The 18,818-nt window shown below is 62.9% G+C and carries 16 protein-coding genes; 2 read left to right on the top strand and 14 right to left on the bottom strand.

The genetic code is table 11. The annotated features are described in order from the left end of the window. Positions 1-123 precede the first annotated feature (123 nt). The gene (locus HU720_RS13685) at positions 124-1,071 is read left to right on the top strand and encodes a LysR substrate-binding domain-containing protein (protein ID WP_186520463.1); all 948 of its coding nucleotides are present in this window, start codon (positions 124-126) and stop codon (positions 1,069-1,071) included. A 2-nt stretch (positions 1,072-1,073) separates the two neighbouring features. Here HU720_RS13685 and HU720_RS13680 read toward each other — a convergent pair whose 3' ends face one another. The 5 genes from HU720_RS13680 to HU720_RS13660 form a co-directional block, all read right to left on the bottom strand. Next, positions 1,074-1,829, bottom strand: coding sequence for a helix-turn-helix transcriptional regulator (locus HU720_RS13680; protein WP_186520462.1), 756 nt, complete (start codon positions 1,827-1,829; stop codon positions 1,074-1,076). 352 nt (positions 1,830-2,181) lie between these two features. Beyond that, the gene (locus tag HU720_RS13675) at positions 2,182-3,690 is read right to left on the bottom strand and encodes an MDR family MFS transporter (protein ID WP_186520461.1); all 1,509 of its coding nucleotides are present in this window, start codon (positions 3,688-3,690) and stop codon (positions 2,182-2,184) included. Further along, positions 3,680-4,807 (bottom strand): HlyD family secretion protein, encoded by a 1,128-nt coding sequence (locus HU720_RS13670; protein ID WP_186520460.1) that lies wholly within the window; start codon positions 4,805-4,807, stop codon positions 3,680-3,682. Before HU720_RS13670 ends, HU720_RS13675 begins: the two co-directional genes overlap by 11 nt. 101 nt (positions 4,808-4,908) lie before the next feature. After that, a complete protein-coding gene (locus HU720_RS13665) occupies positions 4,909-5,781 on the bottom strand; it encodes an alpha/beta hydrolase (RefSeq protein WP_186520459.1) in 873 nt (290 codons plus the stop codon). An 18-nt stretch (positions 5,782-5,799) separates the two neighbouring features. After that, on the bottom strand, positions 5,800-6,420 hold the full coding sequence (locus HU720_RS13660) for a LysE family translocator (RefSeq protein ID WP_186520458.1): 621 nt from the start codon (positions 6,418-6,420) through the stop codon (positions 5,800-5,802). Positions 6,421-6,627: 207 nt separating this feature from the next. Here HU720_RS13660 and HU720_RS13655 point away from each other — a divergent pair, with 207 nt between their 5' ends. Further along, on the top strand, positions 6,628-6,915 hold the full coding sequence (locus tag HU720_RS13655; RefSeq protein WP_186520457.1) for a hypothetical protein: 288 nt from the start codon (positions 6,628-6,630) through the stop codon (positions 6,913-6,915). A gap of 52 nt (positions 6,916-6,967) precedes the next feature. On the opposite strand, the gene HU720_RS13650 is transcribed toward HU720_RS13655, so the two are convergent. The 9 genes from HU720_RS13650 to HU720_RS13610 form a co-directional block, all read right to left on the bottom strand. Continuing rightward, the gene (locus HU720_RS13650; protein WP_186520456.1) at positions 6,968-7,228 is read right to left on the bottom strand and encodes a DUF1652 domain-containing protein; all 261 of its coding nucleotides are present in this window, start codon (positions 7,226-7,228) and stop codon (positions 6,968-6,970) included. A gap of 383 nt (positions 7,229-7,611) precedes the next feature. Continuing rightward, complete coding sequence (locus HU720_RS13645) at positions 7,612-8,499, bottom strand: pirin family protein (protein ID WP_186520455.1); 888 nt, start codon at positions 8,497-8,499, stop codon at positions 7,612-7,614. A 173-nt stretch (positions 8,500-8,672) separates the two neighbouring features. Next, on the bottom strand, positions 8,673-10,310 hold the full coding sequence (gene pgm, locus HU720_RS13640) for a phosphoglucomutase (alpha-D-glucose-1,6-bisphosphate-dependent) (protein WP_186520454.1): 1,638 nt from the start codon (positions 10,308-10,310) through the stop codon (positions 8,673-8,675). Positions 10,311-10,389: 79 nt separating this feature from the next. Continuing rightward, complete coding sequence (locus HU720_RS13635) at positions 10,390-12,645, bottom strand: ATP-dependent DNA helicase (RefSeq protein WP_186520453.1); 2,256 nt, start codon at positions 12,643-12,645, stop codon at positions 10,390-10,392. Further along, positions 12,642-14,291, bottom strand: coding sequence for a VRR-NUC domain-containing protein (locus HU720_RS13630; RefSeq protein ID WP_186520452.1), 1,650 nt, complete (start codon positions 14,289-14,291; stop codon positions 12,642-12,644). The genes HU720_RS13635 and HU720_RS13630 overlap by 4 nt, the downstream gene beginning before the upstream one ends. A 217-nt stretch (positions 14,292-14,508) precedes the next feature. Then, entirely contained in the window at positions 14,509-15,879 is a 1,371-nt protein-coding gene (gene chrA, locus HU720_RS13625; protein WP_186520451.1) for a chromate efflux transporter, read from the bottom strand. Between the two features lie 192 nt (positions 15,880-16,071). Beyond that, the gene (locus tag HU720_RS13620) at positions 16,072-16,626 is read right to left on the bottom strand and encodes a cytochrome b (RefSeq protein WP_186520471.1); all 555 of its coding nucleotides are present in this window, start codon (positions 16,624-16,626) and stop codon (positions 16,072-16,074) included. Positions 16,627-16,793: 167 nt separating this feature from the next. Further along, a complete protein-coding gene (locus HU720_RS13615; protein ID WP_186520450.1) occupies positions 16,794-18,158 on the bottom strand; it encodes an ATP-binding protein in 1,365 nt (454 codons plus the stop codon). Beyond that, the gene (locus HU720_RS13610; RefSeq protein ID WP_186520449.1) at positions 18,155-18,817 is read right to left on the bottom strand and encodes a response regulator; all 663 of its coding nucleotides are present in this window, start codon (positions 18,815-18,817) and stop codon (positions 18,155-18,157) included. Before HU720_RS13610 ends, HU720_RS13615 begins: the two co-directional genes overlap by 4 nt. Between the last annotated feature and the right edge of the window lies 1 nt (position 18,818).

Genomic DNA, 18,818 nt, shown 5'->3' with positions numbered 1-18,818 from the left:
AAAACGCGGTGCTCACGGCGCTGTAGAAAATTTGAGCGGTATTGCCAATTTAGGAGATACTGACGCGGTTACCACTCGGTGACCAACGAAACTTCCTACACAAGCCTTTAGCAGGACTAAACGATGAAGGGCCCACTCAACGGCCAGGTGTACGTCTGGCTGCATGTGTTTTCATGCGCAGCTCGGCACCTGTCGTTTACCCGCTGCGCCGAAGAGCTGCACATCACGCCAGGCGCGGTCAGCCAGCAGATGCGCCAGCTTGAGGAGCGCCTGGGGTTTCGCCTGTTCCTGCGTCGGGCCCGGGGTGTCGAGCTTTCGGCGGAAGGCCAGCGCCTGGCGCAAACCGTAGCCGAGGCCTACGGCAGTATCGAAGCCGAGTTGCTGCGCCTGGATGCCGGCGAAATTCGCGGCACCCTGCGCCTGCGCTCGATCCCGTCGTTTCTGGCCAAGTGGCTGACACCACGGCTGCCGCGTTTCCAGCAGCGCTACCCCGACATCGAACTGCGCCTGGTGGCCGAAGACAGCAACCAGGCCCTGCACCCTGAAGACTTCGACCTGGCCATCGACCTTAACGACGGCAGCTACCCCGGCATGCTGTCCACGCCGTTGCTGGACGAGCAGATCTTTCCGGTGTGCTCACCGGCGCTGCTGCGTGGCCGCCCGCCCCTGCACGGCCCGGCTGACCTTGCCCACTACCCACTGCTGCACGACATCACCGCCTGGCGCGGCAGTTCCGAGTATGCCGAATGGGAGTTCTATCTGGCGGGGATCGGCGCTGAAGGGCTGGACGTACGCCGCGGCCACACGTTCAACCGCAACCACCTGAGCATCGAGGCGGCGATTGCCGGCGTGGGCGTGGCCATCGCCCGGCGCACACTGCTTAACGATGAGCTGGAGCGCGGCGCGCTGATCGTGCCGTTTGGGGTGCCGATCGCCAACCACAAGCGTTATGTGCTGCTGTATCCACCCGGCGGGCTGACCCAACCGGGCGCGCGGGCGGTGCATGACTGGCTGGTGGAAGAGGCGCAGGTGTTCAGGGCGTTGCACCCGCTGGGGCTGGTCGAGGTGTGAGGCTAAAGCGCAGGGTCCGCGTTGCGGCCGAAGTACACCGACGGCGACACCCCCAGCGTGCGCCGGAACATCGCACTGAACGCGCTGGGGCTTTCGTAACCCTGATCCAGCGCCACTTCCAGCACCGACCGCCCCGTCGCGAGGGCATCGAGCCCTGCGAGCAAACGCATTCTGCGCAGCCACTGCACCAGGCTCAGGCCCGTCTCGCGCTGGAACGCACGGGTCAGCGTGCGCGCATTGAGCCCGCAAAACTGCGCAGCCCGCGTTAGCGTCCAAGGCTCGCCAGAGGCCAGGCGCAAGGCTTCGCACAGCTCTTGCAATAGCGCGGAGCGCGGGCTGGGGACATGCAGTGCGAGCACCGGCAGCACGCGAATCTCATCAAGGATCAGCGCCATCACCCGTGCCTCGCGGCCATCGGCGGCGTAGCCGGGGCTGATATCCATGGCACAGATGATCAATTCGCGCAGCAGCGGTGAGATTTCAACTACCTGGCACTGCTGCGGCAAGCCCGCGCGCACGCCAGGGTCGATGAACAGCGTGCGCATGCGCACCATGCCAGACATGCGCAGTTCGTGCTGGCTGCCGGTGGGCACCCACACTCCCCGCCCGGGCGGCACCACCCAGCTGCCTTCCAAGGTATTGACCGTGATTACACCGCTGATGGCATGGATGAGCTGCGCCCGGTCATGGCAATGCGCGGCGATGTGCTCGCCATGGGCGTAGTTCTCGGCGAGCGGCAGGATGGGTGGGCGGGTCATGGGCGGTGGCTGCCTGTTGAATGATGGGGTACCACAATTTTTTGTGGCCGCTGCAAACCTGTGCTGGCCTCATCGCAGGCTGTCGCCAGCTCTCATAGAGCAAACGCTAACTAACTGATTTACAACGAAACGTGGGAGCGGGCTTGCCCCGCGATAGCGATAGCACTGCCAACATCGCATCGCGGGGCAAGCCCGCTCCCACGTTGCCCAGTTCTCGGCGCGGCAGCGCAGCCCGGAAGGGCTGGGTGATCTCCCACAGGAATCTGAGCCAAACCTCAACATTGCCGTGGAGCGCGGTCCCTGTGGGAGCTGGCGATAGCTTGCGATGAGGCCGGAACAGGTTTGCACAAAATTACCTGCTGCGCAGCAGCAACGCTGCCATTGCACACCCCAACAGCGCCAGGCATGACAGGTAAAAAGCATCCGAATAGGCCATCAAATATGCCTGCTCACGCACACTTCGGTCGATCAGCGCCAAGGTTTGCATAACCTCCGGCGACTGCGGGTCAACCATACCGCCCGGTAACCGCTGCTGCAGCGCGCCGTCGAATATCGTCAGCCCTTCGCCCACGCGCACCGAATGAAAGCGCTCACGCAGCGACACCAACTGGGTCAACAGCGCCGTCCCCAGCGCACCACCCAGGTTGCGCAGCATTGAGATCAGCGCCGAGGCCGACCCTGCCTGGGCCTTGTCCAGCCCCTTCACCGCCAGCACCGACAGCGCCACCATGATCAACGGCTGGCCAATGCCCCGCACGACTGTGGACGGGATGATCACATTGCTGCCCGCATCCGCCGTCAACTGCGCACCCAGCCAACACCCCAACGCCATGATGGCAAAGCCGCTGGCCACCAGCACCTTGGCGTTCAGCCAGCGCATCAGGCGCGGCAACAGCGGTGCCAGCAGCAACTGCACCAGGCCATAGGCGATCAGGCTCTTGCCAATTTCGCTGGCATTATAGCCCTGCACCTGGGCCAGATAGTTGGGCACCAGAAACACCAGCCCGAAGGTCGCCGCACCGAATATCGCCATCGCCAGGCTGGCCACGCCGAAGTTGTAGCTGCCGAGCAGGCGCAGGTTGATGAAAGGCCGAGCGCCCCAAAGCTGGCGGTGGATGAACAGCGCCAAGGCAACGGCTGCCAGCAGGCTTGCCGACACGATGAACCCCGAGTCGAACCAGTCCTTGCGCCCACCCTCCTCCAGCACGATCTGCAGCGCGCCCAACCCCAGCGCCATGGCTGCGATGCCTAGCCAGTCGGCACGGCGCAAGGCGCTGCGGTCGCCCGCCTGGCCCTTGATCGACCACGCCACCGCCGCCAGCAACGCCAGCCCCGGTGGCAGTTGTAACAGGAAGATCCAGCGCCACGAATACATGTCGGTCAACCAGCCGCCAATCGACGGCCCTGCTGCCTGCGCCACGCTGTTGGACAGGCTGAACAGGGCCATCCCCAACGCGATCCGGCTGGCCGGCAGTTCGGTAATGATCAACTGCATGGAAAGCGGGATCAGTACGGCACCTGCTGCACCTTGAATAACGCGCAAGGCTATCATCACCGACAGGCTCGGCGCCAAGGCGCAACTGACCGAGCTGAGCAGAAACACCGCCGAGCCCACCAGCATTACCCGTCGCAGGGAAAACACCTGCACCAGCCAGGCCGTCAGTGGGATCATGCTGATCTCGGCCACCAGGTACGCGGTGGAAATCCACGAGCCCTCCTCGAAGCTTGCCCCCAGCGCCCCCTCGATCTCGGGCAAGGCGGCGCTGGTGACATGCACGTTCATGCCAGCCATGAAACAGCCAAACAACCCGCCAATCACGGCCACCCAGGCACGGGGTGAAACCTTCTCTTCAGCGCTCATGCCGGGTATCGACCGTGGCAATCACCGACATGCCCGGCAGCAGGCGCGGCGCGCCCACGGCGTTTGGCTGCAAACGAATCCGCACAGGGAAGCGCTGGACGATCTTGGTGAAGTTGCCCGTGGCATTGTCCGGTGGCAGCAGCGCAAATACCGCGCCCGAGCCCGGCGAAACACTGTCGACGGTACCCTGCCAATGCTCGCCGAAGGTGTCGACTTCCAGGCGCACGGGTTGGCCTGGCTGCAACTGGGCCAGCTGGGTTTCCTTGAAGTTGGCCACCACATAGGCCTGCGCCACCGGCACCACGGCTAGCAATGGCAAGCCAGGCGTTACATATTGCTGTTGGCGGACCTTGCGCTGGCCCACCACGCCATCGAACGGCGCGCGGATTTCGGTATCAGCCAAGGCACTGCTGGCCAGGGCCACTTCAGCGCGGGCCTGGTCGAGGTCGGCCTGGCGCTGGGCAAGCTCAGCCTCAAGTTGCCGGCCACGCTGGGCCAGCACCTCTTTGTGTGCATGCTGGCGGGCAAGCTCGGCATCGGCGGCGCGCTGCAAGGCATTGGCCTGAATGCGCGTGGCCCGGGCCTGCTCCATGCGTTGCAGGCTGGTAGCCTGCCACTGCGCCAGGCGCTGGTAGCGCTGCCAATCGGCTTCGGCACGCTGCGCTTCACCACGGCTGCCGCCGCGCTCGGCATCGGCACGGGCAATGGCCTGCACCTGCTCGTTCTGCTCGGCAACGAAGGTGCGCAAACGCAGGCGCTGCACCTGCAGCGCGGCCTCACTGACGGCGAGGCGCGCCTGCGCCTTGCGCAGATGGTCGTGAAAGTCACGGGCATCGAGCCGAACCAGCAGATCGCCAGCCTTGACCGTAGCGTTGTCGGCGACCGTCACCTCAGCCACATAACCACTGACCCGTGCGCTGATCGGCGCCCAATCGGCGCGTACGTAGGCGTCGTCGGTTTGCTCCAGAAACCGCCCAGCCTGCCACCAGTAGATGCCATAGGCTGCCAGCACCACACTCAGCGAGCCGGCCAGCCCTAGGCGCAACACACGCTGGCGCCGGCGCGCGCGCAGTGCGCTTGAGTCGAGCTGAGGGTCAGGGCTGACCGCCTGGTTCATGATGCACTCCATCCATTTGGGGGAGCGCCAGATTAAGGAATCTCCACGTGTCGTTCGCACGCGAATCGGTACAGGCTCGTCGCAAAATGGACAGTGAGGTTTCAGCTTTGCAAAAAGCTCAGCACCTCTGTTGCCGCCGCTGCCGGGTCTTCCTGCATGAAGCAATGCCCGCCGGGCACCTGCTGCGCGCTCACGTGCGGGTTCAGGGCAGCCAGCCGTTTGGCCGAGTGGACCACATACGGGTAGGTGCGTTCGCCATACAGCAGCAGCGTCGGCGTAGTGATCTGCCCCAAGTGTTGCCAGAGCCTTGTGGGGAAAGAGCTGAAGATATCCACTTCGCGGCTAGGCCGGCACTTGAGCACCACGCCCTCCCCGCAATCACCAATGGCGTGCTCGACGTAGGCATGCAGCGCGGTATCGGCCCAGCCCTTGAAAATGCCTCGCCCCTGCAACGAAGCAAGCGCCGCCATGCGGTCGGGCCAGTGACTGCGCCGGGTTGCAGCTTTGCGCGCAAGCGCGTGGCGACGTTGCAGCCCAACCATCGCCGCCGCCCCCAGCAAGCCGAGCATGCCCCGGCTGAACAGCACCGGGTCCAGCAGCACCGCGCGCTGGAACAGCTGTAGCTCGCGGGCCAGCATCAGGCCGGTGATCACCCCGCCAAAGCTGTGGCCTACGGCAACACAGGGCGCGTCGCCGTATTCGCCACGCCCGGAGGCAAATGCCTCCAGGGCAAGTTCGGCGGTACGGTTCCAACCGCAGAATTCCCCGCCGTGATCACTGTCGCCGTGGCCCTGAACGTCGCTCAACCAAAGGTCGAAGTGCTCGCTCAGGCGCAGTAGCAAGGGTTGATAGGCCAAACTGCAAAAGCCATTGCCGTGCAGGAAATGCAGCAGCGGCCGGCCGCTGGCCGCCGTGCGCCAGCCACGCAAGGTAAAGCCTTCGGCGCAGTCATGGGACCAGGGAATCAACTCCATCTGTTGCTCTCGTCGCGTCTAGGAAAACGACGATTCTACAAACAGCAGGGGGTACAGTGAAATCACCAGCAGCAAGGCCATTGCGACATTGAACAGCAGCACCGCCCGCGGCTTGCGCAAAAGGTTGCGCAATGCGCTGCCAAACATCACCCAGATGCCGACACTGGGCAGGTTGACCAAGGTGAACAGCGCCGCAATGACAATCACGTTCACCACATAGCCCTGGGCCGGCGTGTAGGTCGTGATGGCGCCCACTGCCATGACCCACGCCTTGGGGTTCACCCACTGGAATGCCGCAGCGCCCCAGAAACCCAGTGGCTTGCGCTTGCCTGTGGTATCGCTGGACATCGGCCCGGAGGTTGCGATCTTCCAGGCCAGGTACAGCAGATACGCCGCACCGCCATAACGCAGCACGGTGTACAGCGGTGGCCACATCTTGAACACCTCGCCCAGCCCAAGCCCGACTGCCAACACCATCACGCCAAAGCCCACACTGATGCCCAACGCGTGGGGCACGCTGCGACGCACGCCGAAGTTCACACCCGATGCCAGCAGCATGGTGTTATTGGGGCCTGGGGTGATGGATGAAACAAAGGCGAACAGCACGAACGCGCTGAGCAGATCGAAGGAGGCAAGCATGGCGATGTATCCAGATGATTCTAAGTTGTAGCCCCACAGTAACGGAGCGCAACATCAACTCACCGGTACAGTTGCTCGGTATTGCGTACGTACAGCTGACTGACACGATACCCAGATTTCATGGAATCAAATTGAACGCTTGGCGCCGCGCACGTTTCAAACCCTTGATGCACGTCTGCAAACCCCCACCAGGAGCCCACGCCCGCTATGAAGATGCCTTGCCGCGCTCCCAACGCCCGCCTGCAACTGGACTATGTTCGCGACACCCTGTTTGGCCCTGTGGCGCTGAGCGTCGAATGCCAGGCTCAGCTTGCCGCGCTCAATCTGCAAGGCCGCCCTGCCCTGCAGGTACATATCTGCCCGCCGCTGCCAGACAAAGTCGACCGCGCCCACAGCGTGGCGTTTATCTGGGATGGAAGGAGCTATCACGGGGTGGTACGTGACCGGGGCAAATGCGGAGATGGCGGGATTAACCTATTGGTAGAGTTGCAATAAGTTGCCCTACGCATGCCCGGGCAGCTGGTGCCCTGGCATGCGTAGCTTAAGCTTAGGCAATGGCCTTGAACGGCTGCGCGAGGCGTTCGCGCTGGCTCTTGAGCCTGGCAACCAGGCTGACGATATCGCGGCAACTGTTGAGTTTGGCCACCGAGATACCGGTGATGGTGAGACACTCTGCCAACGATTGCCCTTGGCCCAGGCGAATGGTCAGGTGTTGCCCATCGGTGCAACTGACCTCGCAGCGATCCGGCAGGCAGGCCTGCTCGATCATCTGGCGCATTTCAAGCATCGAAACTCCGATCAACGACATGGTACGACCCTCTCTGGTCATGGATGGCCCGTTGTTGTGTGTAAAAAACCAGCCTCGGCGGGCGCTCCTTTGCCCGAGGCGTCGATGATGCACAAGATCCTCTAGCACCTTAGTGGAAGAACCCAGCGTGGAGTCGACTGTTCGATCAGATGCACGGGGGGCCCGACAGGCGGTTGTGCGGCAGGTCATTCCGAGCTTAGGAGCAGGCCTTGCTCAACCGCAACATTGCTGGCTGGACCCAATCCTGCGGGAAATGATAGAGAGTTGTGGCGAGAACAGGGTTGTACAAAAAACATAGAATCTCCCACAGGGTCCGGTGTAGGCCGCCACCTCCCGCGTCCAGCTGGGCGACAGGGCCGCCCAAAGCGCTCGACTAGACTGGATCAGTGCGCCGCCCCACGCTCACTGCCGCCCATTTGCCCAAAACGCCCGGCATGGAAATCATCGAATGATTCAGCAATCTCTGCCTGGCTGTTCATCACGAACGGCCCATACCCGACGATGGGTTCATCGATCGGTTCACCACTGAGCAACAGCACGCTGGTGTCCTCAAGCGCCTCGATATGCACCTGGTCGCCATCACGCTCCAGCAGCACCAGGCTCGCAGGCCCTGCGTCGCGCTCGCCATTGACCCGTAGCTCGCCACGCATCACCACAAGCGCCGCATTGCGCCCGGCAACCAGCGGCAGTTGCAGCGAGGCCCCGGCGTTGAGCCGCAAGTCCCAGACATCCATTTCGGTGAAGGTCTGCGCAGGCCCCTGGTGGCCCTGATAGCGCCCGGCGATCACGCGCACGCTGCCCGCTTGATTTTCAAGCTCGACGTGGGGAATGTCGGCGGCCAGCAAGGTTTGATAGCCCGCAGCAGCGCGTTTGTCCTTGGCCGGCAGGTTGACCCACAACTGCACCATCTCCATCGGCCCGCCACTGCTGGCGAAGGCTGGCGAGTGGAACTCCTCGTGGATGATGCCGCCCGCTGCGGTCATCCACTGCACATCGCCAGGGCCGATCAGCCCGCCTGCCCCGGTCGAGTCGCGGTGCTCAAGCTCGCCTTGATAGACGATGGTCACCGTCTCGAAACCACGGTGCGGATGCTGGCCGACGCCACGGCGCTGTGTGGTGGGTGTGAAGTGATGGGGCCCGGCGTAATCGAGCAGCAGAAACGGACTGATGTGCCGAGCGAGGTTGTCGTAGGTGAACAGGCTGCGTACCGGGAAACCGTCACCGACCCAGTGGGCGTTGGGGTTCTGATAGATACCTTGGATGGTTTTCATGGACTGGCTCCTCTTGGCTGGCCATCACCTTACCGATGATGCCAATGTCGCGGTAGATGGCCAGAATGGCACTCATCGTTCTACTGCTGGAACAACCAGAAACGCTGCGGGGCAAGCCGCCCCCACCTTTTCAGGCAGGAGCGCGCTTGCCCCGCGATAGCTCAGGCTGCAGCTCAGGCGATGGCCGCGTCCACCAGCACTTGTGCTTCCTGGACCAACCGCGCCAAATGCGCTTCGTCGATGAAGCTTTCGGCGTAGATCTTGTAGATGTCCTCGGTACCCGATGGGCGCGCGGCGAACCAGCCGTTGGCGGTCATCACTTTCAAGCCACCAATTGCCTGGTTGTTGCCTGGCGCGTGGCTGAGGATCTGCTCGATCGGCTCACCGGCAAGCTCGGTGGACTTCACCTGTTCCGGTGCAAGCTTGCTCAGCAGCGCTTTCTGCCGCGCATCGGCCTTGGCCTCGACGCGAGTGGCGTAGGGTTTGCCAAGCTTGGCAGTCAGTTCGGCGTAGATCTGGCTCGGGGTACGGCCAGTGCGTGCGGTCATTTCTGCCGCCAGCAGCGCCGGGATCAGCCCGTCCTTGTCAGTGGCCCACACCGAGCCGTCCTTACGCAGGAACGACGCACCGGCGCTTTCCTCGCCACCAAAGCCAAGCGAGCCCTCGAACAGACCCTGGGCGAAAAACTTGAAGCCGACCGGCACTTCATACAGCTCACGCCCCAGCGCAGCAGTAACTCGGTCAATCAGGCCGCTGGATACCACGGTTTTGCCAACCGCAGCGTCCGCGCGCCATTGCGGACGATTGCGATACAGGTAATCGATAGCCACCGCCAGGTAGTTGTTCGGGGCCAGCAGGCCGTCCGCGGTCACGATGCCGTGGCGGTCATGGTCAGGGTCGCAGGCGAAGGCCACATCGAAGCGCTCGCGCAGGCCGATCAAGCCTTGCATGGCGTAAGGCGAGGACGGGTCCATGCGAATCTGGCCGTCCCAGTCGACGCACATGAAGCGGAAAGTCGGGTCTACTTCGCTGTTGACCACTTCCAGATCCAACTGGTAGCGCTCGGCGATGGCCGCCCAGTAGCGCACGCCAGCGCCCCCCAAAGGGTCAACGCCCAGGCGCAGGTTGGCGCTACGAATCACATCAAAATCAATGACATTTTCCAGGTCGTCAACGTAGTTGCTGACGTAGTCATGGCGTTGCGTGGTGGGGGCATCGAGCGCCTGCTGGTAGCCGATGCGCTTGACCCCGGCAAGGCCTGCGGCCAGCAGTTCGTTGGCCTTGGCCTCGACCCATTTGGTCACGTCGCTGTCGGCTGGGCCGCCATTGGGCGGGTTGTACTTGAAGCCACCGCTTTGCGGCGGGTTGTGCGAGGGAGTGATGACGATGCCATCGGCCAACCCACTGCTGCGGCCACGGTTATAGCAAAGGATGGCGTGGGAGACCGCTGGTGTTGGGGTGTACTCGTCATCCTTGCTCAGCTTTACCTGCACGCCGTTGGCGGCAAGCACTTCCAGCGCGCTGGCAGCGGCTGGGGCCGACAACGCGTGGGTGTCGGCGCCGATGAACAGCGGGCCGTCGATGCCGCTCTGCTGGCGGTACAGGCAAATGGCCTGGGTGATCGCCAATACATGGTCTTCGTTGAAGCTCAGCTCGAACGAGGTGCCCCGGTGGCCGGAGGTGCCGAACGCCACGCGCTGGCTCGCCACGCCCGCGTCAGGGCGGCCGGTGTAGTAGGCGGTCAACAGGCGGGGAAGATCGACCAGCACACTGGCCGGAGCCGGCTTGCCTGCCAAAGGACTGAGCGTCATGCAGAACCTCGAAATCAACGAATGTTGGGGTTGGAACACGCAGTGTACTGGGAGTTTCAATGCCATGCGATGGCTGTGTTCAGGCGCATTGCCACCAGCTTGGGAACATCTGCCGCACCCGCGGCTCGGCAAAGCGCTCATCGATCAGCAGCAACACACCACGGTCATCGTCGCCACGGATTACCCGGCCCGCAGCCTGGATCACTTTGCGCACGCCAGGGTACAGGTACGCGTAGTCGAAACCGGCACCGAACTGGCGGCCCAGGCGCTGCTTGAACTGTTCGTTGACCGGGTTGACCTGCGGCAGACCGAGGGTTGCGACAAAGGCGCCAATCAGCCGCGTGCCAGGCAAGTCCACCCCCTCCCCAAAGGCACCGCCAAGCACGGCGAAACCTACGCCGCAGCCGTCGGGGGCGAAGCGTGCGAGAAACGCCTCGCGGCTGGCCTCATCCATGCCCCGCTCCTGGCGCCACTGCGGCAACTGCGGGTGGTGTTCGGCCAACAGCTGCGCCACCTGCTCCAGGTATTCGAAGCTGCTGAAAAACGCCAGGTAGTTGCCGGGCTGCTGCTGATATTGACGGGCGATCAGCTGGACGATTGGCAACAACGAGGCCTGGCGCTGCTGGTAGCGGGTGGAAACCTCGCTGACGATGCGCACCTGCAACTGCTCAGCGCGAAACGGTGCTGCTACCTCCAGCCAGGCAGTGTCAGCGGGCATGCCTAGCAAGTCGCTGTAGAAATGGCGTGGGTTCAGGGTTGCCGAAAACAGCGTGACACTGCGCGCCGCCGCCATGCGCGGGGCCAGCAAGCGCGCCGGCACCACGTTGCGCAGGCACAAGGTGGCCAGGCGCCGGCCACGGCTGGCACTGCGCTGGCTGATATCGAAGATGAAATGTTCGTCGAACAGTTCCGCCACGCGGCTGAACTGCAAGGCCTGGAAGAAGAACTCCAGTACCTTGGGCTCGACCTCAGCCGGTGCCTGGTTCATGCGTTCCTGAATCAGCCCGATGCATTGCTGCAGCGCCCGTAGAAAGGCCTCTGGCAGTTGCTCGCAGGCTTGATACGGCGCCACTTGCGCTTTGTACAGGGCGTTCCACTGGCGATTTATACGGTCCAGTGCGCTGCCAAGCCCGGCAGGCTTGCTTTGGCGCAGGGCCAACAGTTGGGCTTGATCAAAGTTTGCGCTGTACATCTGCCGGCCGCGTTCGACCAGGTTGTGCGCCTCGTCCACCAGTACCGCTGTGCGCCACTGGTTTACCTGGGCCAGGCCAAACAGTAATGCATGGGTATCGAAGTAGTAGTTGTAGTCGGCCACCAGCAGGTCAACCCAGCGCGCCATCTCCTGCCCCAGGTAATACGGGCACACCTGGTGCGCCAACGCGACTTCGCGTAGCGCTGCGCGGTCCAGCACCAGCACCTGGGCGGCGGCCTCGCGGGCTGCGGGCAAGCGGTCGTAGAAGCCTTTGGCCAGCGGGCAGGATTCGCCATGGCAGGCGTTTTCAGGGTGCTCGCAGGCTTTGTCGCGGGCGATCAGCTCAAGGGTGCGCAGCGCAGGTTGCGGGCAGGCGCCAGTCAGCTTGCGCAAGGAATCCAGCGCAAGCGCGCGGCCTGGGGTTTTAGCAGTCAGAAAATACAGTTTGTCTAGCTGTTGCGGCACCATCGCCTTGAGCAGCGGGAACAAGGTGCCGAGGGTCTTGCCAATGCCGGTACTGGCCTGGGCCATCAGGCAGCGCCCAGTGCTTACCGCCTTGTAGAGGGTTTCGGCCAATTGCCGTTGGCCTTGGCGGAACTCGGGGTATGGGAAGCGCAGTGCTTGCAGGCCGAGATTGCGCTCGGCCAAGCGCTGTTCCTGTGCCTGGGCCCAGGCCAGAAAGCGCTCGCACTGCAGTTCGAAAAACAGCTGCAGCTCAGCGGCGCTATGGCGCTCGCTGATCACCGTCTGCGCATCACTGTCGACATCCAGGTACACCAGCGCCACCTCGATGTGCTCAAGCTGGCGGGTTTGGCACAGCAGCCAGGCATAGACCTTGGCTTGAGCCCAATGCAGCTGGCGATGGTTGGCAGGTTGGCGGGCGAGGTCGCCACGGTGGGTCTTTATCTCTTCGAGGCGGTTGCAGGCTGGATCGTAGCCGTCGGCCCGGCCGCGCACCCGCAGGCTTTGATAGTACCCCTCCAGCGCGACTTCGGCCTCGTAGCCGGCGGCACGTCGCGCCACCACCCGGCGATGGCCGGCGATGCCTTCCTGTGCGGTGGGCGACGGGGTAAAGCGCAGGTCGAGGTCGCCGACCTTGGCGCTGAACTCGCACAGGGCGCGCACCGCAACGGTATAGCTCAAGCCGCCGCCTGCCAGCGCACATGGCAAACCGCCACGGGCAACCCATGCTGCTGGTAGAACTCCAGCCAGCGCAGTTGGTTGTCCTGCAGGCGGTCGCCAGGCCCTTTGACCTCGACCATGCGGTAGCGGCCTTCACCCGGCCAGAATTGAATCAGGTCGGGCATGCCAGCGCGGTTGTTGCGTATATCCTGCAGCAGCCGTTCGAAACAGGCTTTAAGGTGCGCCGCCGGCAGGCAATCCAGGGCGTGGTCGAGCAACTGGTCTTCGAGCATTTGCCAGAACACGAAGGGCGATTGCAGGCCCTGCTTGGCGCTCCGGCAGGCGCGGATGGCGTCGCGGTAGCTGCCGTCGTCCAGGCGCGCGAAACACTGTGCGAACAAATCGGCACGGCGCTGCTGGAAGTCGGCGTCGTAGAGGTCCTGAGGGCCGGCCTGGAACGGGTGGAAGAATGCGCCAGGCAGTGGCGCGAAGATCGCCTCCCAGCACAGCAGCCCAAACAGGCTGTTGAACAGCGTGTTTTCAACATAATGTGCGGCGCAGCCCTGCCCTTGCAGGTGCACGCGCACCGCCTCCTCTACGCCAAGCGCAGCCAGCGCGGCCGGTAACTGCAACTCGATCACCTCGACCGCTGCGTTACGCCGGCGGGGCCGTGGCGGCCCGCCGAGTTTGCGCGCCAGGCGCGGCAGCATGCGCTCCAATGCCTGGCGTTCCAAGGGGTTGGCCGGCGCGCCAGCCATGCTTTGCGCCAGGGCATGGGCTTGGGGCCACTGCTCACTGCGTTCGAATACCCGCACCTGGCGGATACGCGCCTCAGGGTGGTCGCATGCGCTGTAGATGCTCAGTGCCAACGCCCAGTCGGCCCGCCGTTCGCAATGCTGGCCGAGGGCAAACAGCACCCGTGAGCGGCGCCGGGCCAGCCATGGGTTTTGGCTGTCCAGGCCCTCCAGCAAGGCCAGCAACGTCGCGGGTGGCTCGCCCTGCTCCAGGCGCTCGGCGCACTGGTGCAGGGCCATGGCAAGGTCCACCTCGGCGCGAGCACGCAACGCCCGTGAGCTATCACTGAAGGCCACCTGCTCGTAGCGCCAGACACCCAGGTCGGCCAGCACGAACTCGTGCCAGTCCTGATACAGGTTGCCGAAAAACAGTAGCCGTAGCCGATCACACAGGGGCTGCAAGCGCCATTGCACAATCTGCACCTTGAAGCCTGGAAACCACTCTGCCAAAGGGCGAGGAGCAAGCGCCAGGGCCTGCAACTGATCAAGCAGCTCGGCCTTGCCGGCCCTGGGCCGCTGCAATTGACCGGCAAAGCAGCTGACCACCTCATCCTTGCGCAGCAGCGCCCACAGTTGCTCGACCGACAGCGGCGCCTGTGCGTCGACCCACCCCAGTGCCAACAACGGTGCCAGCGCTACATGCACATCGCCGATCTCGGCGTAATCGAGCTTGTCGCTGCGAAACAGCTCGCCCTTGCGCATGACCATGCGCACCAGCAAGGCCTGCGAAGGTGCCGGCAGCGTGGCGAAGGTATGCATGAACGCCTGCTCCGTGGCATCGAGCAGGTCGGCATAGCGTTGCTCGACCCAGCCCAGCACCTGGCGGAAGTTGTGCAGGTAATACAGCGGGTCGTCGACGGAATGGGCGATCACAGGGCAAAGTCGGGCAAGGAAACGGGTACTGTTTATACATACAGATCCCCGCCCAGGACAAGGGCCACGGATCACATCGGATGAACGGGCCCTTAACAGGAACGAGCCTGATCAGCAGAGGTAAGAACCCGAGCGTACGTGAAATCTGTCAAAGTTCGGCTAGGCAGGTTACCCAGAATTCGCGCAGAAACGCGAAATTCTGGCGCAGTCTCTGGTTTCATATACCCATCATGTGAACTGCAAGGCCGGCCAGTGCGCAGGCGAACAGCACCTGGATCACACCTCGCTTGAAGCGAAACAACGCAAACGCAGCGGTAACCGTGATCACTGAAGCAGGCCAGTCAAATGCCCCATCGAAGCCTTTTGGCCAAAGCACGTGGTAACCGAAGAACATGGCGAGGTTCAGGATCACCCCCACCACCGCGGCGGTGATGCCTGTAAGCGGGGCGGTGAATTTCATCTCGTTGTGGGTCGACTCCACGAGTGGGCCGCCAGCAAGGATGAAGATGAACGACGGCAGAAAGGTGAACCAAGTGACGAGACTCGCTGCGACTGCGCCGGCAAGGAGTGGGTGTTCAGCACCGAACATCGGATGGAGGTAGCCACCGACAAAGCCAACGAAGGCAACCACCATGATCAATGGCCCTGGTGTGGTTTCCCCTAGGGCGAGGCCGTCGATCATCTGGGTGGGTGACAGCCACCCATAGTGCCCGACAGCCCCTTGGTAGACATAAGGCAACACCGCATATGCGCCACCGAACGTCATCAGTGCAGCTTTGGTGAAGAACCAGCCCATTTGCGTCAAGCTGCCACTCCAGCCAAACGCCAAGGTCAGCAGCCCCATAGGCAGTACCCACAGCCCGGCACCGACCAGCAGCAGGCGCAGCAGACGCCCCGAGCTGAAGCGGGCATGCTCGGGAGGTAGGGTGTCGTCATCGATCAGCGCCGGGCCAAAGCGGTTGTTCGCAGCCCCATGGCCACCACCGATGACGAATTTGCCTGGGGCGAAGCGACCGCCTGTGTAGCCAGTGATAGCGGCGACCAGCACGATAACGGAAAATGGCACATTGAAGGCGAAGATGGCCACGAACGAAGCCCCCGCCATGGCCCACAGCCAGCCATTCTTCAGCGCTCGCGATCCAATTCGGTGGGCTGCATGGATGACAATGGCCGTGACTGCCGGCTTGATGCCATAAAAGATCCCCGCGACTACCGGTACCTCGCCAAAGGCGACGTAGGCCCAGGACAAACCGATCAGGATGAACAGCGAAGGCAGCACGAACAATGCACCCGCAATCACCCCACCCCAGGCGCGGTGCATAAGCCAGCCGATGTAGGTGGCGAGCTGCTGCGCCTCAGGGCCAGGTAACAACATGCAGTAGTTCAGTGCGTGCAGAAACCGCTTCTCGCTGATCCAGCGGCGACGCTCGACCAGCTCCTGGTGCATGATCGAGATCTGCCCGGCGGGCCCGCCAAAGCTGATGAAGCCCAGCTTGAGCCAAAACAGAAACGCTTCAAACATGCCAATCGGCTGCTGAGCCGCTGGCGATGGCGGCTGCCTGCTCACAGTGGGGCTGGTATCAGCCATGGTGTTTTTCCTCACTCACAGAAGCGCTTAGCTGGGCCTGGAAAAAGGCCTTCTGCGACCGTTGTCAGTCGCCATCGCGAAAGCGTCCTCTCAAACCTGCGATGACATATCGCCGGAAAATGCAGCAGGATAGCTTGCTCCACATGACAGCGCGATCAGGCCCGGCGTGAGTCCCGCTGATCGACACCTTTGTCATTGCGCTGCGCTTGAACTTGGCAGCATGCGCTTGAGGGTGTTGTCCTTGATCAAATAATGGTGCGCAAGCCCTGCACAGGCATGAAGCCCGATCAAGGCGTACCCGGCGTTGCCAATGAGCTCATGCCAGTCCTTCAGCGTCCTGGCCAATGCTGGATCGACAGACAGCGGCGAAGGCAGAATCACGCCCCAGTACGGCACTGGTTTACCCGCAACGCCCAGCATCAGCCAGGCCAATAGTGGCGTGACGATCATCAAACCATACAAGGCCAGGTGGGTGACGCTGGCCATCGCCGTCTGCCAGGCAGGTGGCTTGGGCAGAATGGGAGGACGTGGGCTAAGCCGACCAATCAGGCGTACCCATACCAATGCAAATACGGCGATCCCCATCAGCGCATGAAACCCAAGCAATGGGCTCTTCAATGCGCTGCCTCTCGGCAATGCGCCACGCAATTCGATGCAGGCATAAATGCCGATGAACAAGATGACCATGCTCCAGTGCATGATGATGGACAGGCGACCATATCGGTCAGTACTTGAACCGCGCTTCATCTCCATGGCCTCGCACAATTAGAGGGATATCCGTTGCCATAAGGCGCGATGGAGGAGCCATTCCCGGCAACCGGACAGTGTCAGGTTGCAGGCTTAAGCTTAAGGAAGTCTGAAGTGGCCAGCGTCAGCTGCCGTTTGCATGACCGTCAGCGCCTGGGCTGGAGCGTTCAGGCCGCTGGAAAAAGCAAAGTGGCGGTTAGCCCGCCGCTTGCCCGGTTGTCCAGGCGCACCTGCCCGCCCAGCCGCTCGACGATGGTCGCTACGATGGAGAGCCCAAGGCCTGCACCATTTGGGCTGTTACGGCTGTAAAAACGCTCGAATACCCGCGACAGGCTCGCCTCATCGATACCCGGCCCCTCATCCTCCACTACCAGCTTGAAGTGATTGCCCTGGCGCCTGAGTGACACGGTGATGCGGCCGGCCGGCGGGGAGTGCTCTACCGCGTTGGACACAAGGTTCTGCAGCGCGATGCCCAGGGCGCCGGCATCGATCGCCAGGAGATGATCGCCTTCACCGATATCCAGTGAAGGCTCCAGGCCTCGGTCCAGTATCCATGGGGTCAGGTCAGCCAAGGTGTCGGTGACTACTGCGGCCAAGTCGACCTGTGTACTCGCGCGCTGCCCCAGCCTTGGTTCCACACGGGCGAGCGTCAGTAACTGATTGACCACCCGGGTGAGCCGGTCGACCCCGCCCATTAGAAAGCCCAGCGCCTTTTGCCGCTCGGCATCGTTGCTGGCTTCCAGCGCGTTCTGCGCATGCAGACGCAAAACGGCCAGGGGTGTACGCATTTCGTGGGCGGCATCGGCGATAAACCGATGTTCACGCCGCAGCAGGTCCTCGATCTGTGCCAGCAAGCGATTGATGGCCGCTTGCATGGGCTCCAGCTCCGAGGGTAGCGGCACCAGCTGCAACGGTTCGAGCGAGTCGGCGTGGCGCCCGCGGATGACATCGGCCATGTTCTGCAAGGGCCGCAGCCCCCAGCCAATCGCGGCCCAGACCAACAGCGCTAAAGCCAGGCTGCCGAGCAGGAACGGGAACAGGGTGTGGCGCACGATGCGGTCGATCAGGTCGTAGCGGACATCGTCGCGCTCGCCTACCCAGATCACCCAGTGCCGTTCGGGTACTGGCAGCACGAAACCGCGCCACTGCTCGCCATCACTGGAAAAGTCGTAGAAACCGGGAACCGTCGGTGTTGGGTCGATGGTCGGCGCACTGGGTGTATGCACCAGCAGGCCAGCGTCGTCCTGCCAGACCTGGAAGGCTAGCTTGCTTTCATAAGGGTGGCCCACTTGGTGTCGCCCAGCCTTGCCCAAGGCGTCGTTGAACGCCTGGTACAGCATCTCACGCGCACCATCCTGCACCGGCATGCTCATGACACCCTGCAGCAGGCGGGCGTTCTGGGCGAGATGGGCGTCATACACCTCGTTAATTTCGCGGCGGCTGTCGTGGTAGTTGTACAAGGCAAGCAAGCCGGTGCCGATCAGCAACAACAGCATCACCCGCCACAGGGTGCGTTGGCGCAGCGAGCTCATGCTTTGGCCTCGACCAAGTAGCCAATGCCGCGCACCGTGCGAATGAGGCCGGTGAACAGCTTCTTGCGCAGGTGGTAGATGTTCACCTCCAACGTATTGCTCTCGGGCTCCTCATCCCAGCCATACAGCAGTTGGGTCAGGCGTTCACGGGTGAAGACCTTGCCGGGTTGCGCCAACAACTCGTGCAGCAGCACGTACTCCTTCGGGGTTAGCACCACTTCAACGCCGTGGTAGTGAACCTGCTGGGTGGCCGGGTCGAGGCTGACCCCGGCATGTTCGATCAACACCTTGGCGCGCCCGGCGCTGCGCCGCAGCAAAGCCCTGAGGCGCGCCTTCAACTCGTTGAGGTCGAACGGTTTGACCAGGTAATCGTCAGCACCGGCATCCAGGCCGGTGATGCGATCGTCGAGGGCGTCCCGTGCGGTGAGTATCAGCACTGGCAGGCTGTCGCCGCCGGCGCGTACCCGCCGCAGCAGTTCAATGCCATCCATACGGGGCAACCCCAGATCCAGAATCACCAGGTCGAAGCTTTCGTGCTGCAACGCATGCAAGGCGCTGACACCGTCACGCAACCAGTCGAGGGTGTAGCCCTCCTGGCGCAAGCCGTCGCAGATCCCTTCTCCCAGTGCGATGTCATCCTCAACCAGCAACAGACGCATG

The organism is Pseudomonas sp. SWRI51, assembly GCF_014268825.1.
In the GTDB taxonomy this organism is placed as follows: Bacteria; Pseudomonadota; Gammaproteobacteria; order Pseudomonadales; family Pseudomonadaceae; genus Aquipseudomonas; species Aquipseudomonas farsensis.
The sequence above is the reverse complement of the archived record's forward strand: the minus strand, read 5'-3'. Positions and strand labels throughout refer to the sequence as shown.